Origin of the sequence: Staphylococcus sp. LKG4-2 (assembly GCF_050955665.1) — a bacterium.
In the GTDB taxonomy this organism is placed as follows: domain Bacteria; phylum Bacillota; class Bacilli; order Staphylococcales; family Staphylococcaceae; genus Staphylococcus; species Staphylococcus saprophyticus.
In genome coordinates this window covers 2,223,993-2,245,137 of the sequence record NZ_CP194532.1, presented here as the reverse complement: position 1 = coordinate 2,245,137, position 21,145 = coordinate 2,223,993, and the positions used below count along the sequence as shown (strand labels likewise).

General features: G+C 32.3%; 22 protein-coding genes. 14 read left to right on the top strand and 8 right to left on the bottom strand.

Going from position 1 to position 21,145, the window contains the following annotated elements; genetic code table 11:
* The first annotated feature begins 113 nt into the window (after positions 1-113).
* The 6 genes from nrdF (at position 114) to ACM6UH_RS11040 (ending at position 5,893) form a co-directional block, all read left to right on the top strand.
* Positions 114-1,082, top strand: coding sequence for a class 1b ribonucleoside-diphosphate reductase subunit beta (gene nrdF / locus ACM6UH_RS11065; protein WP_002483928.1), 969 nt, complete (start codon positions 114-116; stop codon positions 1,080-1,082).
* Positions 1,083-1,495: 413 nt separating this feature from the next.
* On the top strand, positions 1,496-2,464 hold the full coding sequence (locus tag ACM6UH_RS11060; protein ID WP_011303647.1) for an ABC transporter permease: 969 nt from the start codon (positions 1,496-1,498) through the stop codon (positions 2,462-2,464).
* Positions 2,454-3,413 carry an iron chelate uptake ABC transporter family permease subunit gene (locus ACM6UH_RS11055; protein ID WP_011303646.1) on the top strand — a complete coding sequence of 320 codons (960 nt, stop codon included), beginning with the start codon at positions 2,454-2,456 and terminating at the stop codon, positions 3,411-3,413. Before ACM6UH_RS11060 ends, ACM6UH_RS11055 begins: the two co-directional genes overlap by 11 nt.
* Complete coding sequence (locus ACM6UH_RS11050; RefSeq protein WP_048787331.1) at positions 3,410-4,210, top strand: iron ABC transporter ATP-binding protein; 801 nt, start codon at positions 3,410-3,412, stop codon at positions 4,208-4,210. The genes ACM6UH_RS11055 and ACM6UH_RS11050 overlap by 4 nt, the downstream gene beginning before the upstream one ends.
* A 103-nt stretch (positions 4,211-4,313) precedes the next feature.
* Complete coding sequence (locus ACM6UH_RS11045; RefSeq protein WP_011303644.1) at positions 4,314-5,360, top strand: ferrated catecholamine ABC transporter substrate-binding lipoprotein SstD; 1,047 nt, start codon at positions 4,314-4,316, stop codon at positions 5,358-5,360.
* Between the two features lie 206 nt (positions 5,361-5,566).
* Complete coding sequence (locus ACM6UH_RS11040) at positions 5,567-5,893, top strand: PH domain-containing protein (protein ID WP_002483922.1); 327 nt, start codon at positions 5,567-5,569, stop codon at positions 5,891-5,893.
* Between the two features lie 113 nt (positions 5,894-6,006).
* Here ACM6UH_RS11040 and ACM6UH_RS11035 read toward each other — a convergent pair whose 3' ends face one another.
* The 3 genes from ACM6UH_RS11035 to ACM6UH_RS11025 all read right to left on the bottom strand — a co-directional run bounded on the left by ACM6UH_RS11035 (position 6,007) and on the right by ACM6UH_RS11025 (position 7,938).
* Positions 6,007-6,321, bottom strand: a complete 315-nt coding sequence (locus tag ACM6UH_RS11035; RefSeq protein WP_047502725.1) for a CHY zinc finger protein — start codon at positions 6,319-6,321, stop codon at positions 6,007-6,009.
* An 11-nt stretch (positions 6,322-6,332) separates the two neighbouring features.
* Complete coding sequence (gene murB / locus ACM6UH_RS11030) at positions 6,333-7,259, bottom strand: UDP-N-acetylmuramate dehydrogenase (RefSeq protein WP_002483921.1); 927 nt, start codon at positions 7,257-7,259, stop codon at positions 6,333-6,335.
* Positions 7,260-7,419: 160 nt separating this feature from the next.
* The gene (locus ACM6UH_RS11025) at positions 7,420-7,938 is read right to left on the bottom strand and encodes a GrpB family protein (protein ID WP_011303642.1); all 519 of its coding nucleotides are present in this window, start codon (positions 7,936-7,938) and stop codon (positions 7,420-7,422) included.
* Between the two features lie 127 nt (positions 7,939-8,065).
* Here ACM6UH_RS11025 and ACM6UH_RS11020 point away from each other — a divergent pair, with 127 nt between their 5' ends.
* From ACM6UH_RS11020 to ACM6UH_RS11010, 3 genes are all read left to right on the top strand, one after another.
* Entirely contained in the window at positions 8,066-8,959 is an 894-nt protein-coding gene (locus ACM6UH_RS11020; RefSeq protein WP_048787332.1) for an EMYY motif lipoprotein, read from the top strand.
* A 154-nt stretch (positions 8,960-9,113) separates the two neighbouring features.
* On the top strand, positions 9,114-9,434 hold the full coding sequence (gene ytxJ / locus ACM6UH_RS11015; RefSeq protein WP_011303640.1) for a bacillithiol system redox-active protein YtxJ: 321 nt from the start codon (positions 9,114-9,116) through the stop codon (positions 9,432-9,434).
* 375 nt (positions 9,435-9,809) lie between these two features.
* Positions 9,810-10,931: a glycerate kinase gene (locus tag ACM6UH_RS11010; protein ID WP_002483917.1), complete on the top strand. Its 1,122-nt coding sequence runs from the start codon at positions 9,810-9,812 to the stop codon at positions 10,929-10,931.
* A gap of 248 nt (positions 10,932-11,179) precedes the next feature.
* On the opposite strand, the gene pepT is transcribed toward ACM6UH_RS11010, so the two are convergent.
* The 4 genes from pepT to gdpS form a co-directional block, all read right to left on the bottom strand.
* Positions 11,180-12,412 (bottom strand): peptidase T, encoded by a 1,233-nt coding sequence (pepT, locus tag ACM6UH_RS11005; RefSeq protein WP_011303639.1) that lies wholly within the window; start codon positions 12,410-12,412, stop codon positions 11,180-11,182.
* 13 nt (positions 12,413-12,425) lie between these two features.
* Positions 12,426-12,926 (bottom strand): threonine/serine exporter family protein, encoded by a 501-nt coding sequence (locus ACM6UH_RS11000; RefSeq protein WP_011303638.1) that lies wholly within the window; start codon positions 12,924-12,926, stop codon positions 12,426-12,428.
* A 16-nt stretch (positions 12,927-12,942) separates the two neighbouring features.
* Positions 12,943-13,704: a threonine/serine exporter family protein gene (locus ACM6UH_RS10995; protein WP_047502716.1), complete on the bottom strand. Its 762-nt coding sequence runs from the start codon at positions 13,702-13,704 to the stop codon at positions 12,943-12,945.
* A gap of 337 nt (positions 13,705-14,041) precedes the next feature.
* A complete protein-coding gene (gene gdpS, locus ACM6UH_RS10990) occupies positions 14,042-15,112 on the bottom strand; it encodes a GGDEF domain-containing protein GdpS (protein ID WP_011303636.1) in 1,071 nt (356 codons plus the stop codon).
* Positions 15,113-15,507: 395 nt separating this feature from the next.
* Here gdpS and ACM6UH_RS10985 point away from each other — a divergent pair, with 395 nt between their 5' ends.
* Positions 15,508-16,566 (top strand): glycosyltransferase family 4 protein, encoded by a 1,059-nt coding sequence (locus ACM6UH_RS10985; RefSeq protein ID WP_002483912.1) that lies wholly within the window; start codon positions 15,508-15,510, stop codon positions 16,564-16,566.
* A gap of 121 nt (positions 16,567-16,687) precedes the next feature.
* On the opposite strand, the gene ACM6UH_RS10980 is transcribed toward ACM6UH_RS10985, so the two are convergent.
* A complete protein-coding gene (locus ACM6UH_RS10980; protein ID WP_011303635.1) occupies positions 16,688-17,329 on the bottom strand; it encodes a YigZ family protein in 642 nt (213 codons plus the stop codon).
* Positions 17,330-17,497: 168 nt separating this feature from the next.
* Between ACM6UH_RS10980 and fakB1 the strand changes: the two genes are divergently transcribed.
* From fakB1 to hpf, 4 genes are all read left to right on the top strand, one after another.
* Entirely contained in the window at positions 17,498-18,361 is an 864-nt protein-coding gene (gene fakB1, locus ACM6UH_RS10975) for a fatty acid kinase binding subunit FakB1 (RefSeq protein WP_047502713.1), read from the top strand.
* A gap of 90 nt (positions 18,362-18,451) precedes the next feature.
* On the top strand, positions 18,452-19,720 hold the full coding sequence (locus ACM6UH_RS10970; RefSeq protein ID WP_047502711.1) for a DNA/RNA helicase: 1,269 nt from the start codon (positions 18,452-18,454) through the stop codon (positions 19,718-19,720).
* Positions 19,713-20,384, top strand: coding sequence for a ComF family protein (locus ACM6UH_RS10965; protein WP_048787434.1), 672 nt, complete (start codon positions 19,713-19,715; stop codon positions 20,382-20,384). The genes ACM6UH_RS10970 and ACM6UH_RS10965 overlap by 8 nt, the downstream gene beginning before the upstream one ends.
* A gap of 66 nt (positions 20,385-20,450) precedes the next feature.
* Positions 20,451-21,023 carry a ribosome hibernation-promoting factor, HPF/YfiA family gene (hpf, locus tag ACM6UH_RS10960; RefSeq protein ID WP_011303632.1) on the top strand — a complete coding sequence of 191 codons (573 nt, stop codon included), beginning with the start codon at positions 20,451-20,453 and terminating at the stop codon, positions 21,021-21,023.
* Positions 21,024-21,145 lie beyond the last annotated feature (122 nt).

The following is a 21,145-nucleotide window of genomic DNA, read 5'->3' as shown; positions in this document are numbered from 1 at the left end:
GTAAACGTGCAAAGTGAACAGCGGTGTTATGAGGCAGCCTTAACCAATGGTTAGATTAGGCTGCATATCACTGCTTAATTAAAAATATTTACTGGATAGGGGACAATAACTAAATGAAAGCAGTCAATTGGAATACGCAAGAAGACATGACGAATATGTTTTGGCGACAAAATATTTCACAGATGTGGGTAGAAACTGAATTTAAAGTATCTAAAGATATTGCAAGCTGGAAAACATTAACAGATCCTGAAAAAGAGGCTTTTAAAAAAGCATTAGCTGGTTTAACAGGATTAGATACACATCAAGCTGACGATGGCATGCCATTGATTATGTTACATACTACGGATTTAAGAAAAAAAGCCGTTTATTCATTTATGGCAATGATGGAACAAATCCATGCTAAAAGTTATTCACATATCTTTACAACGTTACTACCTTCCAGTGAAACAAACTATTTATTAGATAAATGGGTTATTGAAGAACCACATTTAAAATACAAATCAGATAAAATTATCAATAATTATCATAAATTATGGGGTAAAGAGGCTTCAATTTATGATCAATATATCGCACGAGTATCAAGTGTGTTCTTAGAAACATTTTTATTCTATTCAGGTTTCTATTATCCGCTTTATCTTGCTGGGCAAGGTAAAATGACGACTTCTGGAGAAATCATTCGTAAAATCTTATTAGATGAATCTATTCATGGTGTATTTACTGGTATGGATGCTCAAAGTTTACGTAATGAACTTTCAGAAAGTGAAAAGCTGCAAGCAGATCAAGAAATGTATAAATTATTAGATGATTTATATAAAAATGAGGTAGCTTATACGCATTCACTTTATGATGATATTGGTTTAGCTGAAGATGTATTAAACTATGTGAGATACAATGGTAACAAAGCATTATCTAATTTAGGATTTGATCCGTACTTTGAAGAACGTGAATTCAATCCAATTATTGAAAATGCTTTAGATACAACGACTAAAAACCATGACTTCTTTTCAGTTAAAGGTGATGGTTATACATTAGCGTTAAATGTAGAAGCATTAAAAGATGAAGACTTCGTTTTTGACGAGTAGAAGCACTATTAATTATAAAAATGTCATGATGAAAGTACAATTTTAAGCAAGTATTAGTCAACCGTATATAATAAGTAAAAAGCCGAGACATTATGTCTCGGCTTTTTTACTTATGGATAAAATAAACAGGCATGATATTTAAATAGAGATATACATTATATAAAGTCCATTAGAATAAAATTACATAAAAATGAACAATTAAAATAAGAAAGTGTGTTTTTCAAGGTGTGATATTAAATATAACGCTATACATATATAGATTGTATTTAAATACTTTTGTTTAAATTGCTCAAGGCTATTGAATTTACCATTAAAAATGGTAAAATTTTATTATAGGTATTGATAATGATTATCATAACCAATGTAGTTTGAGCATCGCATTTTATAGTGGAAGGGTTAGAGGTAGGTCATTTATGAAATTTTTATTAAATGGTATTGTCTTAGCTATTATATTACTGGTACTTACAATCCTTTCTTTATTTATAGGCGTAAGCAAGGTATCAATTACAGACATTTTCCATCTTACAGAATCACAGATGAATATTATTGTTTCAAGTAGAATTCCGAGAACGGTTAGTATCATCATATCGGGTAGTACATTAGCGCTAGCTGGTTTAATTATGCAACAAATGATGCAGAATAAATTTGTCAGTCCTACTACTGCTGGAACGATGGAATGGGCGAAACTAGGTATTTTATTATCAATGATTTTCTTTCCACAGGAGAATATCATTATAAAGTTAATTTTTGCAGTAGTTTTAAGTATTGCAGGTACTTTCCTTTTCGTTAAATTAGTACAATATATTCGTTTTACAGACGTCATTTTCATACCACTATTAGGCATCATGTTAGGTGGTATCGTATCAAGTTTTGCAACATTTATCGCGTTGAGAACCAATACAGTACAAAGTATAGGAAACTGGTTAAATGGTAACTTCGCCATTATTACAAGCGGTAGATATGAGATTTTATACTTAAGCATTCCTTTATTAATACTTACATATATATTCGCCAATCATTTTACTATTGCTGGTATGGGGAAAGATTTTAGTAATAACTTAGGAGTCAATTATGAAAAAATAATTAATATAGGATTGTTTATCACGGCTACGATTACAGCACTGGTTGTTGTAACTGTAGGCACGTTACCATTCTTAGGGCTTATTGTTCCTAATATTGTCTCAATTTTTAGGGGAGACCATCTGAAAAATGCATTGCCGCATACAGCGATGCTAGGTTCTATATTTGTAATGTTTTCTGATATTTTTGGCAGAATCATTGTATATCCATATGAAATTAATATCGGTTTAACGATTGGGGTCTTTGGCACTGTTATTTTCATAATCTTGTTAATGAAAGGACGACATAATTATGCAAATTAGTGCTAAGTCTAAATTATTTACGTTAATAGCAATTACTGTGGTTATCGCGGGATTGTATCTCATTATAGGTATTGATTTCGAAATATTCCAATATCAATTTACAAGTCGTTTGCGTAAATTGATCCTCATGATTTTAGTAGGTGGTGCCATTGCTGCGTCTGTCGTTATTTTCCAAGCGATTACCACGAACAGACTTTTAACACCATCTATTATGGGGTTGGACGCTGTATATATGTTTGTAAAAGTATTGATTGTTTTTGTATTCGGAGTACAATCCGTATTTGTTACAAATCTATACATTAGCTTCCTTATATCACTCATAGTTATGATTGGTTTTTCATTATTATTATTTCAAGGCATTTTTAGAATCGGAAATGTTTCAGTCTATTTAATATTACTTGTTGGTATTATTTTAGGCACATTCTTTAGAAGTATCACAGGCTTTTTAGAATTAATTATCAATCCAGAAGATTTTTTAGCTGTACAAAGTGCAATGTTTGCTAATTTTGATGCGTCAAATACGAAATTGGTCACTTTATGTGGTGTGATACTTATCATTTTAATTATGATTACTGTATACGCAATACCTTATTTAGACGTGTTGCTACTAGGTCGAGATCAAGCTATCAATTTAGGGATTTCTTATCAGACATTAACACGTATTTTATTAATTCTAGTTGCAATTTTGGTGTCTATTTCAACGGCATTAGTTGGACCAATTACATTTTTAGGGTTACTGACAGTAAACTTGGCTCATGAATTAATGAAAACGTATCAACACAAATATATTTTACCGGCAACCATTTGTATAAGTTGGATAAGTTTGTTTTTAGCGCAAGCAATTGTAGAGAATTTCTTTGAAGCAACAACGCAAGTTAGTATCATCATTGATTTAGTAGGTGGCAGTTACTTCATTTATTTATTAATTAAAAGGAGACATGCGAATTGATACGAGTACAAGGGCTTAATAAAACGATACAAGATAAAGTGATTTTGCAAGATATTGATGTAGAGATACGCAAGGGACGACTTACATCGATGATAGGGCCTAACGGTGCAGGTAAAAGTACGCTATTGTCTGCTATTACACGATTAATTGACTTTGAAGAAGGTACCATCGATATAGAAGGCAAAGCGATTACAGATTATAAAAGTAATGACTTGGCTAAAAAACTATCAATTTTAAAACAATCTAATCATACAGAATTGAATATAACGGTTGAAGAATTGGTGAAATTTGGACGTTTTCCTCATTCCAAAGGGCGTTTGAAGCAAGAAGATAGAGATCAAGTTGAGTATGCACTCGAGTTATTACATCTTACTGAAATTAGAGGTCGTTATTTAAAAACACTTTCTGGTGGACAGCGTCAACGTGCTTATGTAGCAATGACTATTGCTCAAGATACGGATTATATTTTACTTGATGAACCGTTAAATAATTTGGACATGAAACATTCAGTTCAAATTATGCAAACTTTGAGAAGATTAGCCAAAGAGTTGGATAAGACGATTGTAGTCGTTATTCATGATATTAATTTTGCCTCTTGCTATTCAGACGATATTATTGCTTTGAAAGATGGTCAACTTGTTAAGGCAAGTACGAAAAATGAAGTCATCCAAACAGATATTTTAAAAGAATTATATGATATGGATGTCAAAATTGAAGAGATTCGTGGACAACGTATTTGTATTTATTACGATGAAGTGACCGAAGTGCCGAAATTATCATTTGCACAGTCGATGTAAGATGATGCGTGGACTTTGAAGGGAGTGATGCAACCGTAACGTTGTTAAACTTTTAGGGACATAGAAGGTAGTACATATTAAAAATTCAGGAGGAGTTAAGCACATGAAAAAGTTAGGGTTATTATTAGTAGTTGGGTTAATGTTTTTATTAGTAGCATGTAGTAATGGCGGATCAGAAGATAAAAAATCTTCAGACACTGATTCGAAGAGTAAAGATTCAAATGAAACTGTAAAAATTGAAAATAATTATAAAGCAAATGGTGAAAAGCGTGATGGTAGTGATGCCAAGACTGTTAAAGAAACAGTTGAAGTTCCTAAAAACCCTGAAAAGGCAGTTGTTTTAGATTATGGTGCATTAGACACAATGAAAGAACTTGGTCTTGAAGATAAAGTTAAAGCGCTTCCTAAAGGTGAAGGTAACAAGTCATTACCTGATTTCTTAAGTGATTTCAAAGATGATAAGTATTTAAATACTGGTAGTCTTAAAGAAGTTAATTTCGATAAAATTGCAGAAGCTAAACCAGACGTAATATACATATCTGGACGTACAGCAAATCAAAAAAATCTAGATGAATTTAAAAAAGCAGCACCTGATGCAAAAGTTGTTTATGTTGGTGCAGACGATAAAGATGAATTGAATTCATTGAAGAAAAATGCAGAAAATCTAGGAAAAATTTATGATAAAGAAGATAAAGCTAAATCATTAAATAAAGAATTAGATGATAAAATTGCTAGTATGAAAGAAAAAACAAAAGATCTAAAAAATGATAAAGCATTATTCTTATTAGTTAATGAAGGTGAATTATCAACATTTGGTTCTGGTGAACGTTTCGGTTCAATGATTTTCGATACAATGGGCTTCACTCCTGCAGATGATAACATTAAAGATAGCCAACATGGTCAAAACGTAACAAATGAATATATTGCTGAGAAAGATCCAAGTATTATTTTCGCAATGGACCGTGGTCAAGCAGTAAGTGATAACGCTACAGCTAAAAAAGCATTAGGTAATGACGTTATTAAAGATGTTAAAGCAATCAAAGACAATAAAGTGTATGAATTAGATCCAAAACTTTGGTATTTTGCTAGTGGATCAACAACAACAGCGATAAAACAAATCGATGAAGTTGAAAAAGCGATGGAAAAATAAAAAAGCATTAAAATGTGGGGATATTGATTGAAAAAAGCGTCTGGAATTTATTCCAGGCGCTTTTTTGTTGAAAAGAAAATAAGTTAAAACGTTAAATTATTCATCACTATCATACTAATGTTATAATATTTTTATCATCATACTTTCGAGTAAATATATAAATGCTAGATAGAGCGTTTTAAAGAAATAGTAGGGGGACAAAGTACATGATATTAGATAATGTAAATCCAAATGATTTATTTCCAACTGAGAAAAAAGGACCAACTGTTCTAGGCACAATAGAGTATTCAGTACAAGGTTCGACTGAATTTGAGGGTGCTTTTATAGCTACAAATGAGAGAATCATTTTAAATGTTGATATGAACGGTGAATTTTATTATAGAAGTATTGCATATAATGAAGTTGAAAAAATTGAATATGATGGAGAAAAAATTAATTTCACTTTTAACATTGGGCCTATGCCTATGAAAAATATTCAAAAAGGTGACGTTGCTACATTTGTACAATATGTTAGTGATAAAATTGACCAATAGTTCACTGGGAATATGAGATACAAACAAATAAAGAAATAACAAAAAGCGTAGATGCACACCATGGCATCTACGCTTTTTAATATGACAAAATTAAGTTTTATATCGTTTCTTTATTAAATTTCAAAGTATAAATGATAATGATACTTACAGCTATTATTAAAATGGGCATCGCATTTTGGACAAGCTTCTATCATCATGTAGTCATTAATTGTCATTTCATGATTACAGACACCACATAAAATAGCTTTTTCGTGAAATTCATTTGCTTGCCATCGCTGAATCTTATGTGATTCATGTTCATTGTGGCATTTATAACAAGGATAGTATTTATTACAACATTTAAACTTAATGGCAATAATATCTAAAGGTGTTTGATAATGTGTACAGCGTGACTCATTATCTACAGTGGATCCATATACTTTTACCATAGTGATTTCTCCTATTGTTCATTGAGTGGGTGTTCTCCGATAATTCTAACTTCAGGGTGCAGCTCAACATCAAATTTTTCTTGTACTATTTTTTGAACGTAATGAATTAAATCTTCATAATCTGTTGCCGTTCCTTTATCTACGTTAACCATAAAGCCAGCATGTTTTGTTGAAACTTCAACGCCACCAATGCGATGACCTTGCAAATGAGCATCTTGAATCAACTTACCAGCGAAATGACCAGGCGGACGTTGGAATACACTACCACATGAAGGATACTCTAGTGGTTGTTTTGATTCTCTTCTTTCTGTTAAATCATCCATAGAAGCTTGTATTTCTTGTTGATCGCCAGGTGCTAAGGTAAAGGCAGCTTCTAATACAACGAGATGTTCTTTCTGAACAATACTATTACGATAGTCCAACTCAAGTTCTTTATTGGTTAACGTGATTAATTCACCTTTGTTATTAACGCAAAGTGCATAATCAATACAGTCTTTTACTTCACCGCCATAAGCACCAGCATTCATAAATACAGCGCCACCGATGGAACCGGGTATGCCGCATGCGAATTCAAGACCAGTTAAGCCATGGTCTCTTGCAGCACGTGAAACATCGATGATTGCAGCGCCACTACCTGAAATGATAGCATCGTCGGACACATCAATGTAATCAAGTGAAAGTAAACTAATCACAATACCGCGAATACCACCTTCACGAATAATAATATTAGACCCATTACCTAAATACGTCACAGGTATATCATGTGTGTAAGCATAATGCACAATGGCTTGCACATGTTCGTTGTGGGTTGGGGAAAGATAATAATCGGCTTTACCCCCTGTTTGAGTGTATGTATATTTTTTTAGAGGTTCATCAATTTTAATAATTTCTTCTGGGACAATTGCTTTTAATTCTTTTAAGATGTCATCCTTATGCAACTATAGAACATCCTTTCCTGTTGAATTCATTTATTCATTATACCAATGATTTGGAGTCTTTGCTAAATACTATGGTAATTAATTTTGTTAAATTATTAATACAATGATCATCGTGTGTTTAATATTGATGTGTGGCTATATTTCATAATCCATATTTAAGTTAATTTACTGTGTGAGAGAATGAATCAAATAATTGTTGTTTCTTGTTTTCATATGCACGTATAGATCGAACTTCATTAGCTAACATCAATTTCTTAGAACCAAATCGTGTAGCGGTGTGTTGATCATGAGACAATTGATGATGCGTTTGAATATACGCTTTGTAGAGGTTAGAATCTTTTTGAATAATATGTAAACGTGCTATTTGTTTTAAATCTATTAAATTATTAAATTGTGCCATAATTACTTTTTTCTTATATGAATGGTGTAAACGATAAAAACCTTCATAATTCAAACGTTTTTCATCTAAAGCGGTGATATCATGTAAATTATCTACGCCTACTAATATATCTAAAATGGGTTCAGTAACGTAATTGAAATGTGATGTTCCACCGATATGAAGTGTAGTTTTAACAGGTGTGTCGAGCAGGTTAAAAAGCATTTTTTTCAAATTTTGATATTGGTCTGCAAAATAATTATCTTTGTCCTCAGAAATAAATGCTTGGATGTTTGAATTCATATAGGTTGTTCACTCCTTTCTTTATTGTGATATAACTGTTAAACTGTAAATTCTGAAATAATATATCACATATTATTTTCAAGTTAAATAAGTTTCTGTATAATACTGAATGATAAGGAGTGCAGAAATGAAAAAATTACTTTGCATTGTTTTGTTGTTTGGCTTTGTGATAACCCTTGGTGCATGCGGTAATGAAGGTGCTAACGAATTCAAAGATTTTGATAGCTCACTGAATGATGTGAAAAATAAGGAAAAAGAACTTAATCATGTCATGGATGACATTTCATTGAAGCAATTAGATGATTTAAGTAAAACAGATACGACTGATAAGGATAAAAAAGCATTTAATGACTTGCAAAATAACATTAATCGCAAATTAATCCCTAAGTTAGAGGAATATGAGACAGCAGCTAAAAAATTACCGGCAGAATCTGAAGAAACGAAAAACTTAAAATCTACCTACTTAAAGTCAGTCAAAGATAAGAAAGCAGCTATTAACGATTTGAAAGTATTTGTTGATTTATGCAATCAAGCAATTAAAGCAAATGAAGATATTTTAGAATATACGAAGTTATTTGAGAAAAGTAGATCTCAAGTTGAAGCGCACATGCAAGACGCAAATGATGCAGGCGCACGCACAGATGTTAATAATTTCAAACATAAATTAGAAGAAAACAACAAAGAATTGAGACATACAGCAGAAAAAGAGTTGGATTCAACAGATTCAGCTAAAGTTAAGCAATCGATTGAAAAAGACATCATGCCTTTAATTAATAAACAAATTAAAGATTTAAACAAAGCTGAAATTACGAATAACTATGTAAATAGTGCGCGTAAAAATGCGATTGAAATGTATTACAGCTTGCAAAATTATTATGAAACACGTGTAGAAACAATTGATATTAGTGATGAGTTATCAAAAATAGATCATAAAACTTTACCTAAAGAAAGTGAAGATTTAGAAAAATATGATGCCGTATTTGATAAACAATATAACAATGTAAAAGAAGACTATAATTAACAAAGAAATTTGTATTGTTATAAAAATTTAAATAAACGGTTAACAACAAAAAGAGTATTGTGTATAATTGGAAACAATGATATGAGTATATCCTGGAGATTTCACACTTTTTGAAACAATTTGGGTGTGTTAAATATTTTTAGAGGTGAATAGAATGGCTATAAAGCTGAGTTCGATTGACCAGTTTGAGCAAATTATAAAAGAAAATAATTATGTATTTGTATTGAAGCACAGTGAAACGTGCCCAATTTCAGCAAATGCAATGGATCAATTTAATAAATTCTTATATGAACGTGATATGGATGGTTATTATTTAATTGTGCAACAAGAAAGAGACTTATCGAATTATATAGAAGAAAAAACAAATGTAAAACATGAATCGCCACAAGCATTTTATTTTGTTAAGGGACAGGCGATTTGGAATGCGAGTCACAGTGATATTAACGTTACGACTTTAGCTAACGCTGAAGAGTAAAACATAACAGAATATGCAAAAAAACGCTTGTTAACCGCTTCTCTAAATGAAAGTGATTAGCAAGCGTTTCTTATAATGTGAAAAATGTTCATCTGACATGTATAATAAATAGTTGAATATGAAATATAGACTACTACTTTATTGGGAATGACTATATGTGGCTACTTATAGATACAGGTAGTGAGGTTAGGATAGCTAACACATGCTATAAATAGACTTCGCAGACGATGGCCAACATATTTATCTGTTGCCTACTTCATTAACCAAGACCACAAATTTTTGTGGTTCAATCTGGTTGAAAATGACTTTATAATAGTTTATGTTTCATTATACAAAAATACAAAAATGAATTGATAAAATACTTGAGGTGACAATATGAAAGTTTTAGTGGCGATGGATGAATTTAATGGAATTATTTCGAGTTATCAAGCAAACCGCTATGTGGAAGAAGCGGTAGCAAGCCAAATTGAGAAAGCAGATATCGTTCAAGTGCCATTGTTTAACGGACGCCATGAATTAATGGATTCTGTCTTTTTATGGCAATCAGGAACCAAATATAGAGTGCCTACACATGATGCTGATATGAATGAAGTAGAAGCCATTTACGGTATTACAGATAGTGGTATGACTGTGATTGAAGGTAATTTATTTTTAAGTGGTCAAAAACCGATAAATGAGCGCACGAGTTTTGGTATGGGTGAAATCATTGCTGATGCACTTGAAAATGATGCAGACCATATTGTTATATCATTAGGCGGTATCGCAAGTTTTGATGGTGGTGCAGGCATGTTACAGGCCTTAGGTGCTAAATTTTATGATGATGAAGCTCAAGAAGTTGATATGCGTGAAGGTAGTCGTATGTTGAAGTACATTCGAAAAATAGATACTTCTGCATTAAACTCAAAATTAAAAGATGTTCGTTTTCAAGTAATGTCAGATTTTGATAGTAAATTATATGGTAAACATAGTGAGATTATGCAAACCTATGAAACTTATGGTTTAAGTAGAGAAAATGCAGCAGAAATTGATAATTTAATTTGGTATTTAAGTGAAATATTTAAAAGCGAACTCAAACTCGCGCTTGGACCGATTCAAAGAGGTGGTGCAGGAGGCGGTATTGCTGCAGTGCTAAAAGCGCTTTTTGATGCAGAAATTATGACAAGTCATGCATTAGTTGACCAAATAACACATTTAGATTCATTGATTAAACAGGCGGATTTAATTATTTTTGGAGAAGGTGTCAATGAAGAAGACCAAATATTAGAAACTACAACTGTTCGCCTTGCAGAGTTAGCTACGAAATATGACAAACCATCGATTGCAATTTGTGCAACACCAGATAAATTTGATTTATTTGAATCAATGGGTGTTACATCAATGTTTAATACATTTATTGAAATGCCTGAAAGTTTTACTGATTTTAAAATGGGGATTCAAATTAGACATTATACAGTTCAGGCAATTAAATTACTGAAAACACAATTCAGTACAAATTAAACGTAAAGTGAAACAAGCATATCTTATTTTAAGTCGTATAAACTACCATTTATAGCAATTTAATCAGGAACTAATACTTAGATTAGTTGCATAATGGGGCGTATACTGACAGGATGTATATTTTAGATATGTGGCCATGTTCAAAGTAATAAAAATAGAGCTAATCCATATCGGATTAGCTCTATTTTTTGTATTTGTGTCATAGGCGCTACATGTTTAAAAGTAAAAACAACTACTTTTAGTATTACTTACTTATCGTAAGTATTTACAACTTCTTCAGCTATACCGACTACAACTTGTACTGCTTTTTCCATGACATCAATAGACGCGTATTCGAATGGTCCATGGAAATTGTCACAACCTGTGAAAATGTTTGGTGTAGGTAGTCCCATATATGAAAGTTGAGAACCATCAGTACCACCGCGTATTGGTGCGGTATTTGCTGGAATGCCTAATTTTTCGAAAACACGTTTAGGTATATCAATCACGTGTGGGTTAGGTTCGATTTTTTCACCCATATTGTAATATTGGTCATTAATTTCTACTTCAATAGGTTCATCTTCGAAATGTGAGTTAATATCATTTTTTATTTCGACGAGACGTTTTTTACGTAATTCAAATTCGTTTCTATCATGATCACGAATAATATATTGTAAGGTTGTTTTTTCAACATCGCCATTTATTTTCATTAAATGATAAAATCCTTCATAACCTTCCGTTCTTTCTGGAACTTCATTTTGTGGTAATAAAGCATTAAATTGCTGACCTAATAATACAGCGTTTATCATAGCATCTTTCGCTGATCCAGGATGAACGTTCACGCCATGGCATGTCACGATCGCTTCTGCAGCATTAAAGCTTTCATACTGTAATTCTCCGTACTCACTACCATCCATCGTGTATGCGAAATCAGCATTAAAACGTTCTACATCAAATTCATGTGGACCTCTTCCAATTTCTTCATCGGGCGTAAAGGCTACGCGAATTTTACCGTGTTTAATTTCAGGATGTGAAGTTAAGTATTTTAAAGCTTCCATAATTTCAACTACACCGGCTTTATCGTCAGCACCTAACAAAGAAGTACCATCTGTAATCATTAATGTATGACCTTCAACGTTTTTCATAGCAGGGAATACATCTTGGCTTAATGTACGGTTCGTCTTACCTAATTGAATCGGTGTCCCATCATAGTTGTCAATAATTTGAGGATTTACATGAGACGCGTTGAAGTCAGGTGAAGTATCAATATGTGCCAAAAATCCGACAGTAGGTAAATCGATGTCTACATTACTGTCTAAAGTAGCAAATAAGTAACCTTGTTCGTCAATATCTGTTTCTAATCCCAAATCAGTCAATTCATCGTTTAATAAATTTAATAAATCCCATTGTTTCTCAGTTGAAGGCGTCGTTGTAGATTCTGGATTGGATTGTGTGTCGATTGTTACATATCTTGTAAGTCGATCAATTATGTCTTGTTTCATTTAAAAACACCCCTTAAGCTCTATTATTTATATTATAAGATTTTTTATATGTTTTGCCTTTCATTTTACCATAATGCTGTTTAACACGTGTATAGATATAATAAATGATTTCAGCACATAATATACCGAATGCAATAGCTCCAGAGATTAACGTGACCTCAAGGAAGGTATTCACCGCATGCGTATACTGATTACTTACAAGAAAACGTGTGGCTTCGTAAGCTAAACCACCAGGTACAAGAGGTATAATTCCTGGAACGATAAAGATAATAACAGGACGTTTATAACGTCTACTCATGACATGACTCATAATTGCTAAAATAAAACTACCTAAAAATGACGCTAACACTTTACCTAAATCAGCATCAAAGGATAATTTATAAATAATCCATCCCATGGCACCAACAAAACCACAGGCTAAAAGGAGGCGTCTAGGTGCATTAAAAAGAATAGAAAATAACATTGATGCGAAAAAGCTAATCATAAACTGTAAAAAGTAATAAACAATGAACATTATCAGCACTCCTTTTCTAAAAGATTAATAAGACGATGGCAACACCGGCACCAATTGCAAATGAGGTTAGTGCAGCTTCAACGCCACGTGACATGCCTGCAATTAATTCACCAGCCATTAGATCACGAATTGCATTTGTAATCAATATACCGGGTACTAAGGGCATAACACCGGCAATGGTTATGATATCTTGGTTGTGTGCCCAACCTATTTTAGTGAAGAAAGCAGCGATAGCTATAACAACAGCTGCACTGATAAATTCAGAAAAGAATTTAATTTGAATATAGCGTTGTACATAGCTGAAAGTTAAAAAGGCACCAGCACCAGCGATAATTGCAAATATAAAATCATTAATGACGCCACCAAACATAAATAGGAAAAAGCCACAGGCAATTGCTGCTGCAACAAAATTGGTAATTGATGAATACTGCAAGGAAGCATGGTGTAAATGGATAAGTTCAGATTTTACTTGATCAATATCAAGCTTGTTACTAGATATTTTACGAGACAAACTATTTGTTAATGCAATTTTTTCTAAATCTGTAGTACGTTCACGAATTCTAATGAGTCGTGTATTTGTACGATTATTTAACGAAAAAATGATTGCAGTTGATGTTACAAAGCTATATGTATCATCTAAACCATAACTTGCAGCGATTCTTGTCATTGTATCTTCAACACGATACGTTTCAGCACCGCTTTCTAGTAAAATTCTGCCTGCGATTAATACGACATCAATGACTTTATCTTCATCAATGATGGTAATTGAATCTGACATAGCTTCGCACCTCCTGAATTGTTAATAGAACAATTGAAAGTTTACATTGTCGAATAAAAACTTTCAATAGCGTATCTTACGATAATTAATGTTTTATATAACATTATATATTGTAACAAACTCATTTTCATTACTATACTTATTCAATGCTTTAATTGAAACTTTATTTAGAAAAAGTAAAACATATGGATGAATCGCGCTGTGTGAAGGGCATGGTAGGTGAAAGAAACGTTACATTTATTTTTACGAAAAAAGAGTTTGAGACAAAAATAGATGTCTCAAACTCTTTTTCATTTAGGCGATAGGTGGCTGCATTGAAAATGTAAAGTCCCACTCCCTATAATTTAACAATTGGGTTAAACATGACTTGGTTACGGCCTTCGTTTTTAGCCATATGCAACATATCGTCAGCAATTTTAAACACTTTTCGTTGTGATTTGTAATCATCTGTTGTCAAGTATCCAACGCCAATAGATACGGATAATTTAATGACTTCTTTGTTTGGTAAATGGAATGTAGATTGTTCTACACCGCCACGAATACTCTCACTTAATTTGACACATTGGTCTAAAGTATAATCATACAAAACAATAGAAAATTCTTCACCTCCATTACGATAAATACTAAACTGTTGTGGCACATAGTTTTTAAGTAATTGAGCCACTTGTCTGAGTACAGCGTCGCCCGATTTATGTGAATACATATCGTTCACATCTTTGAAACCGTCGATATCAATCAGTAATAAACCTAAACTTTGGTTATTTTCTTCAGATAAACGAGCTGTTTCATTTAAATGTCTATCGAATTCTTTAACATTACCTAATCCAGTTAAGTAATCTACTTTATCTTCGTTCTCATATCGATTGACTAATGAGAAGAAATGCCAAATATCAACAAAGGTAATAGACGAAGTTATTGTTAAGACAAATGAAATCGGAATTAAAAATAAGACTTCTGTAATCTCGTAATATGGGCTGATTAATGATAAAATTGCAAAAATAACTAATGCAATGACATTTAGTATTTGCAATGAAATGATATCACTTTGTTTTAAGAATGGACCTATCGCACCAATGATGCCTGCTATTACGATAAATATCATAGCAGTAATTATTGTATAATCCCCAATCAGAACATTGACTAAGCCGACAATAAAGGCGGATAGAACAGTGTAAAACATATTCGTATATCTACCTAAAAATAGGATAGGTACAAAGGATAAATAGAGTGTATACTCATTGAATATTGGGACAGGGTACGCAGATAGTAAAAGCGCTACTATCGTCATTAAAACAGTGACATATTCTTTTGAAAATACCATAATTCTATTTTCTGAGTATTGTAGACGATGGAATAAATAAATTCCAGCTACGGTAACAGAAATATTATAGATAATAGCTTCAAACATTTTTACTTTACACTCCTTTAAATAAACACTTAGTTATTGTAAGTGAAAACTTACAATTTGTCATCATGGGGTGAATAGAAAATTCTAACATTCACTTAATATTCATGTTAAAATTATTTTTTAGTGAAAAATTAAAAATTCACTAAAATTGATTTAATAAATAATATCCCTAAATATAACGCATTTATTATCGCACTTCTAGTTGTATAAGTAAAAGCGTATAAGGTATTATAAAGTTATGTAAAAATATCAATTGTGTAATGAGACTATATTTTTATTAGGAAGTATTAAAATAGTCATTTTTGAAGTGAATTCACAATTTAATGAAACAAATATTTTCAACATAGACTTTGAAATTTAAAATAATTAAGAACCATATTAATGAAGGTGAACTGATGTATACATTATTACTAATCATTTTTTCAATGATAGTCAGTTTAATACTTACACCAATAGTCATAAAAGTTTCTCATAAATTAGGGATTGTAGATCAACCGAATTTTAGAAAGGTACATACTAAACCTATTTCAGTACTTGGTGGAACTGTGATACTCTTATCGTTTTTAGTTGGAATTTGGCTTGGACATCCTATAGAAACTGAGGTCAAACCGCTTGTTATTGGATCTGTATTAATCTATTTGGTTGGTTTGATAGATGATATCTATGACTTAAAACCAATTATGAAATTACTCGGCCAAGTAATTGCGGCGTTAGTCGTTGTTTACTATGGTGTTACAATTGACTTTATTTCATTACCTATTGGTCCAACGATACATTTTGGTATATTTGGTATTCCAATAACGGTCATTTGGATTGTTGCCATTACGAATGCGATAAATTTAATCGATGGATTAGATGGTCTAGCGTCAGGCGTTTCAATGATTGCACTGATGACAATTGGCTTTATAGCAATATTACAAGCCAATATATTTATTATAATGATATGTAGTGTATTGATAGGTGCACTTTTAGGATTTTTATTCTTCAATTTCCATCCAGCAAAAATCTTTTTAGGTGACAGTGGCGCACTATTAGTTGGATTTATTGTAGGCTTTCTATCATTACTCGGGTTTAAAAACATTACGTTTGTATCCTTATTCTTCCCAATCGTTATTTTAGCAGTACCATTTATCGATACACTATTCGCTATGATACGTCGAGTGAAGAAAGGTCAACATATTATGCAGGCCGATAAATCTCATTTGCATCATAAATTTTTAGAATTAGGCTATTCGCATCGACAAACCGTGTTATTGATATATTCAATTGCGATACTGTTTAGTCTCTCTAGTATTATATTATACTTATCCCAACCTTGGGGTGTATTCATGATGCTCATACTCATATTCATTACAATTGAATTGATTGTAGAATTTACAGGATTAATTGATGATGATTACAGACCTCTATTGAAATTAATAGAAAATAAAGAGCATAATAAAGATGAACAGTGATAGCAATGAAATTGTGAAACTATAAAACCGACAAGTCAGAGGTTACTGACTTGTCGGTTTTTTTGTACGATTCGGTTTGTTTAAGTACTTGTAAAATAAGACATATATCTATCATTTATATTTAATCTGTTGGTATATCAAACGGTAACCTCATGACTTCGCCTTCTACTAAATCATAATTACCAGACGTTGTTCTATTTAAAAATGCAATAAATTCATCATAGTCAGACGCGACAACATCTATTTGATAACTTACTTTGTCTGTATAACTTTGATCACGTAATAAATAGGACGTGCTTTCAAGTTCATATTCGAATTTCCCTGTTAAATCATAATTAATGGTTACAGTTGTAGGTATAGCGGGTTTAAGTTCTACACGACCAATATCGTAAATAACGTCTCTAACGGCACCACTATAAGCGCGAATAAGGCCGCCGCCACCTAGTTTAATGCCACCAAAATAACGTGTAACAACCACGCAAGCATTATGTATTTCTAATTTTTTTAAAATATCTAACATTGGTACGCCAGCAGTACCGCTTGGTTCACCATTGTCATTGGCTTTTTGTATATTCATTTGATCGCCAATTGTATATGCAGAACAATTATGTGCTGCTTCACGGTGTTTTGTAGACACTTGATTAATAAAGGCTTTCGCATCTTCTTCTGATTCTACTGGTTTAATATGTGCAATAAAACGAGATTTATTGATTACATTTTCAATTATATGTTCTGCTTTTATCGTTATAATTGTGTCTTCCATGTGTAACCCTCCAAATGTCTATAGATTTTATCCATTGTAATAATTTTTATTATCATCGCTACCTTTGTATTATACACTGTATTGAATACAAGCATAAATGTAAAAATAAATTTTCTTTTGGTTGAAAATAAGGTATCATAGTTGTGAGTATAATTGAGGAGGATTAGGATGAAGATTGCTGTCTTGACAGATTCAACGAGTTATCTATCTCAAACATTAATAGACAAATATAATATCAAAGTTGCACCACTTAGTGTCACATTTGATAGTGGTGAGAATTATGTTGAGAATGCATCCATTTCAACAGACGAATTTTATGAACGTATGAAGACCTCAGCTACAATTTCAACAACGAGCCAACCTGCAATTGGAGATTTTCTGGAGAATTTCGAGCAACTTCGCGAAGAAGGCTATACAGATGTCATTTGTGTATTTCTTTCTTCTGGAATCAGTGGGTGCTATCAAACTGCGACACAAGCAGGTGAAATGGTCTCAGACATTAATGTCCATACGTTTGATTCTAAGTTAGCTGCGATGGTTGAAGGTGGATATGTACTTAAAGCGATAGAAATGATTGAACAAGGCTATGAGCCTAAAGCTATCATTGAAGCATTACATGCAATCCGTGAAGTAACAGGTGCAGTACTCATGGTAGATGATTTGAAAAATTTACAAAAAAGTGGTCGAATTACAGGTGCGCAAGCTTGGATTGGAACGATGTTGAAGATGAAGCCAGTGTTAAAGTTCGAAGATGGCAAAATTGTTCCAGATGAAAAAGTAAGAACTAAAAAACGTGCTTTGCGTAAAATGGTTGAAAAAGTGATAAATGAAGTCAAAAATCTAGATGAAGTTACGTTATTTGTAATTGAGGGTGATATTCCTGAAGATTCAGATTGGATTCAACAAGAATTAGAAACTAACTATCCTCAGTACAATATTTATCGTTCTAGCTTTGGACCAGTCATTGCTGCACATTTAGGATCTGGTGGTATTGGTTTAGGGTATATTGGAAGTACCATTCGCACAGATTAAATTAATGAATAAATTAGAGACATGTCACGCCTATTGGGTGTTACATGTCTTTTTTTGGAGGTAAGGCAAATAAAATATTATGGTCGACTTATGTTAGATAAAACGTTACTGACCGATGAAATCATTGATAAGACTTCAACTGGCATTATAAAAAAACATAATCAATGGCAGTGTATGCAATGTCATACGAAAGAACCGCGTCATTTTTATAATTATTATTCAACTATATTAAAAAAAGAAATAGTTTATTGTAGAAATTGTATCAATTTAGGAAGAATGGATAATGTAAAGCCAATATTTATTACAAAATCTAAAAATGTTGCGTCTCAGGGCATATATCAGTTAGATTTCAAACTGTCTGAACAACAAACTTTTGCATCGATAGCAATTCTAAAGGCAATTAAAGATTATGAAACTAAAATTTTATATGCAGTCACTGGTGCTGGAAAAACAGAAATGATATTTGAAGGTATTCATTATGCGCGTAGTAGAGGGGATAATGTCGCGATTGTATCACCAAGGGTAGATGTTGTGATAGAAATTAGTATGAGAATTAAAAAGGCATTTTCTTCAGAACAGATTGATGTACTTTACCAAGGTCAAACACAGCGCTTTGATGGGCACTTTATCATTTCAACCGTACATCAATTATATCGATTCAAGCATCATTTTGATTTAATTATTGTTGACGAAGTAGATGCATTTCCATTAGTAATGGATCATTCATTACAAGAAGCGATTACTCATGCATCAAAAGCGACACACTGTCATATATTTATGACGGCCACACCTCCTAGACATTTATTAAAGAAGATGAATCCGTCTGATGTCATCACACTACCTGCGAGATATCATAGACAGCCATTGCCTGTACCGCGTTTTAAATATTTCAAATTAAAGCAACATAAAATACAATATGCATTGCTGAAGATACTAAAAAAACAAATCTTAACAGAGCGTTATACACTCGTGTTTTTCGATAATATCAATTTAATGAAAACAGCATATCATCGCTATAAAAAGGAAATAACGTCATTAACTTATGTATATAGCGAAGATGCCTTAAGATTTGAAAAAGTTAAAGCTTTAAGAAATGGGGGATACCAAGTCATTTTTACTACAACAATATTAGAAAGAGGATTTACCATGGCCAAATTAGATGTCATCGTCTGTAATAGCCAAATTTTTAATAAGAGTGCGTTAATACAAATTGCTGGTAGAGTTGGAAGAAAGATAGAGGAACCAACAGGGCTCGTATTATTTTTACATGAAGGTATTACTTTACCTATGTTAAAAGCTCGAAAAGCAATTATAGATATGAATCAGTTAGCACTAAAAAAGGAGTGGATTGATGGCTAGGTGTATACAATGTGATGCCAAGTTATCAGAAATGTTCGATGCGCTTAATTTTTATAAAAAACCTGTAAAGATATGTGTAAATTGTATAGAACTATGGGAAGAAAACAAAATCGTATTGGAAGGTCGTTGTTCAAAATGTCTAAAAAAACTTGATCAAGGGGAGCATAAATGTCTAGATTGTGCGTTCTTAGCTGCTAAATTTCCGTTAATGAATCAATTATATTGTAATTATCAATATAAAGGCGTAGTGAAACAACTGATACATCAATACAAATTGTTAAAAGATGTAGCAATTTGTGAAATTTTGGCAGAACAACTCACACTACCGAAACAGTCTTACGATTTAATTATTCCAATTCCATCTCCTGTAGAAAGAGATATCAATCGCACCTTTAATCCAGTTACTTGTGTGTTAGATAAACTGCGAGTACCATATGAATCTATACTTCAAACTAAGGTGAGGCCTAAACAATCATTATTAGGCAAGCTACATAGAGCGCGACTTGATAATCCATTTGAAGTATCAAAAGATATCAATTTAGAAGATAAAAGTATTTTACTTGTGGATGACATTTATACTACTGGCTTAACGGTTCATCATGCGATTGAAAAAGTATATGTTAGAAAAATCAGAAAATTCGATGTGTTTACGTTTGCACGGTAGACTAAACGTGGTATTATATTAGTAAGCAATATTACCAATATAGAGGTTTTAAAGGAGTCGATGATTATGATCAGATTTGAAATTCACGGAGAGAACCTCACTATTACTGATGCGATTCGCAACTATATTGAGGAGAAAATTGGTAAATTAGAGCGTTATTTTAATGATGTGCCAAATGCAACAGCACACGTTAAAGTGAAAACGTATCAAAACTCAGCTACTAAAATCGAAGTAACAATTCCATTGAAAAAGGTTACATTAAGAGCTGAAGAACGTAACGATGATTTGTATGCAGGTATTGATTTAATTAATAACAAACTTGAAAGACAAGTTAGAAAATACAAAACACGTGTAAATCGTAGAAATAGAAATCGTGGTGAGCAAGAAGCATTTGCTTCACTACCAGAAGAAAAAGAAGCAGTTGAAATTCAAAATGATGAAAATGAAGCGGATAATGAAATCGAAATTATTCGTGCAAAAAATTTCAGTTTGAAACCAATGGATTCTGAAGAAGCAGTGCTTCAAATGGATTTATTAGGACATGATTTCTTCATCTTTACGGATCGTGAAACAGACGGTACTAGTATTGTATATAAAAGAAAAGATGGAAAATATGGTTTGATTGAAACAACTGAATAAGACGTTTAATGTAAGGTAAGTAGCATTTATACTATAGCGTTCACGATGATGTTAAATCGTGGACGCTTAATTTTTGCTATGTTACTATGTAATAATTTGAAAGTGATATAGCTATTTGTGTA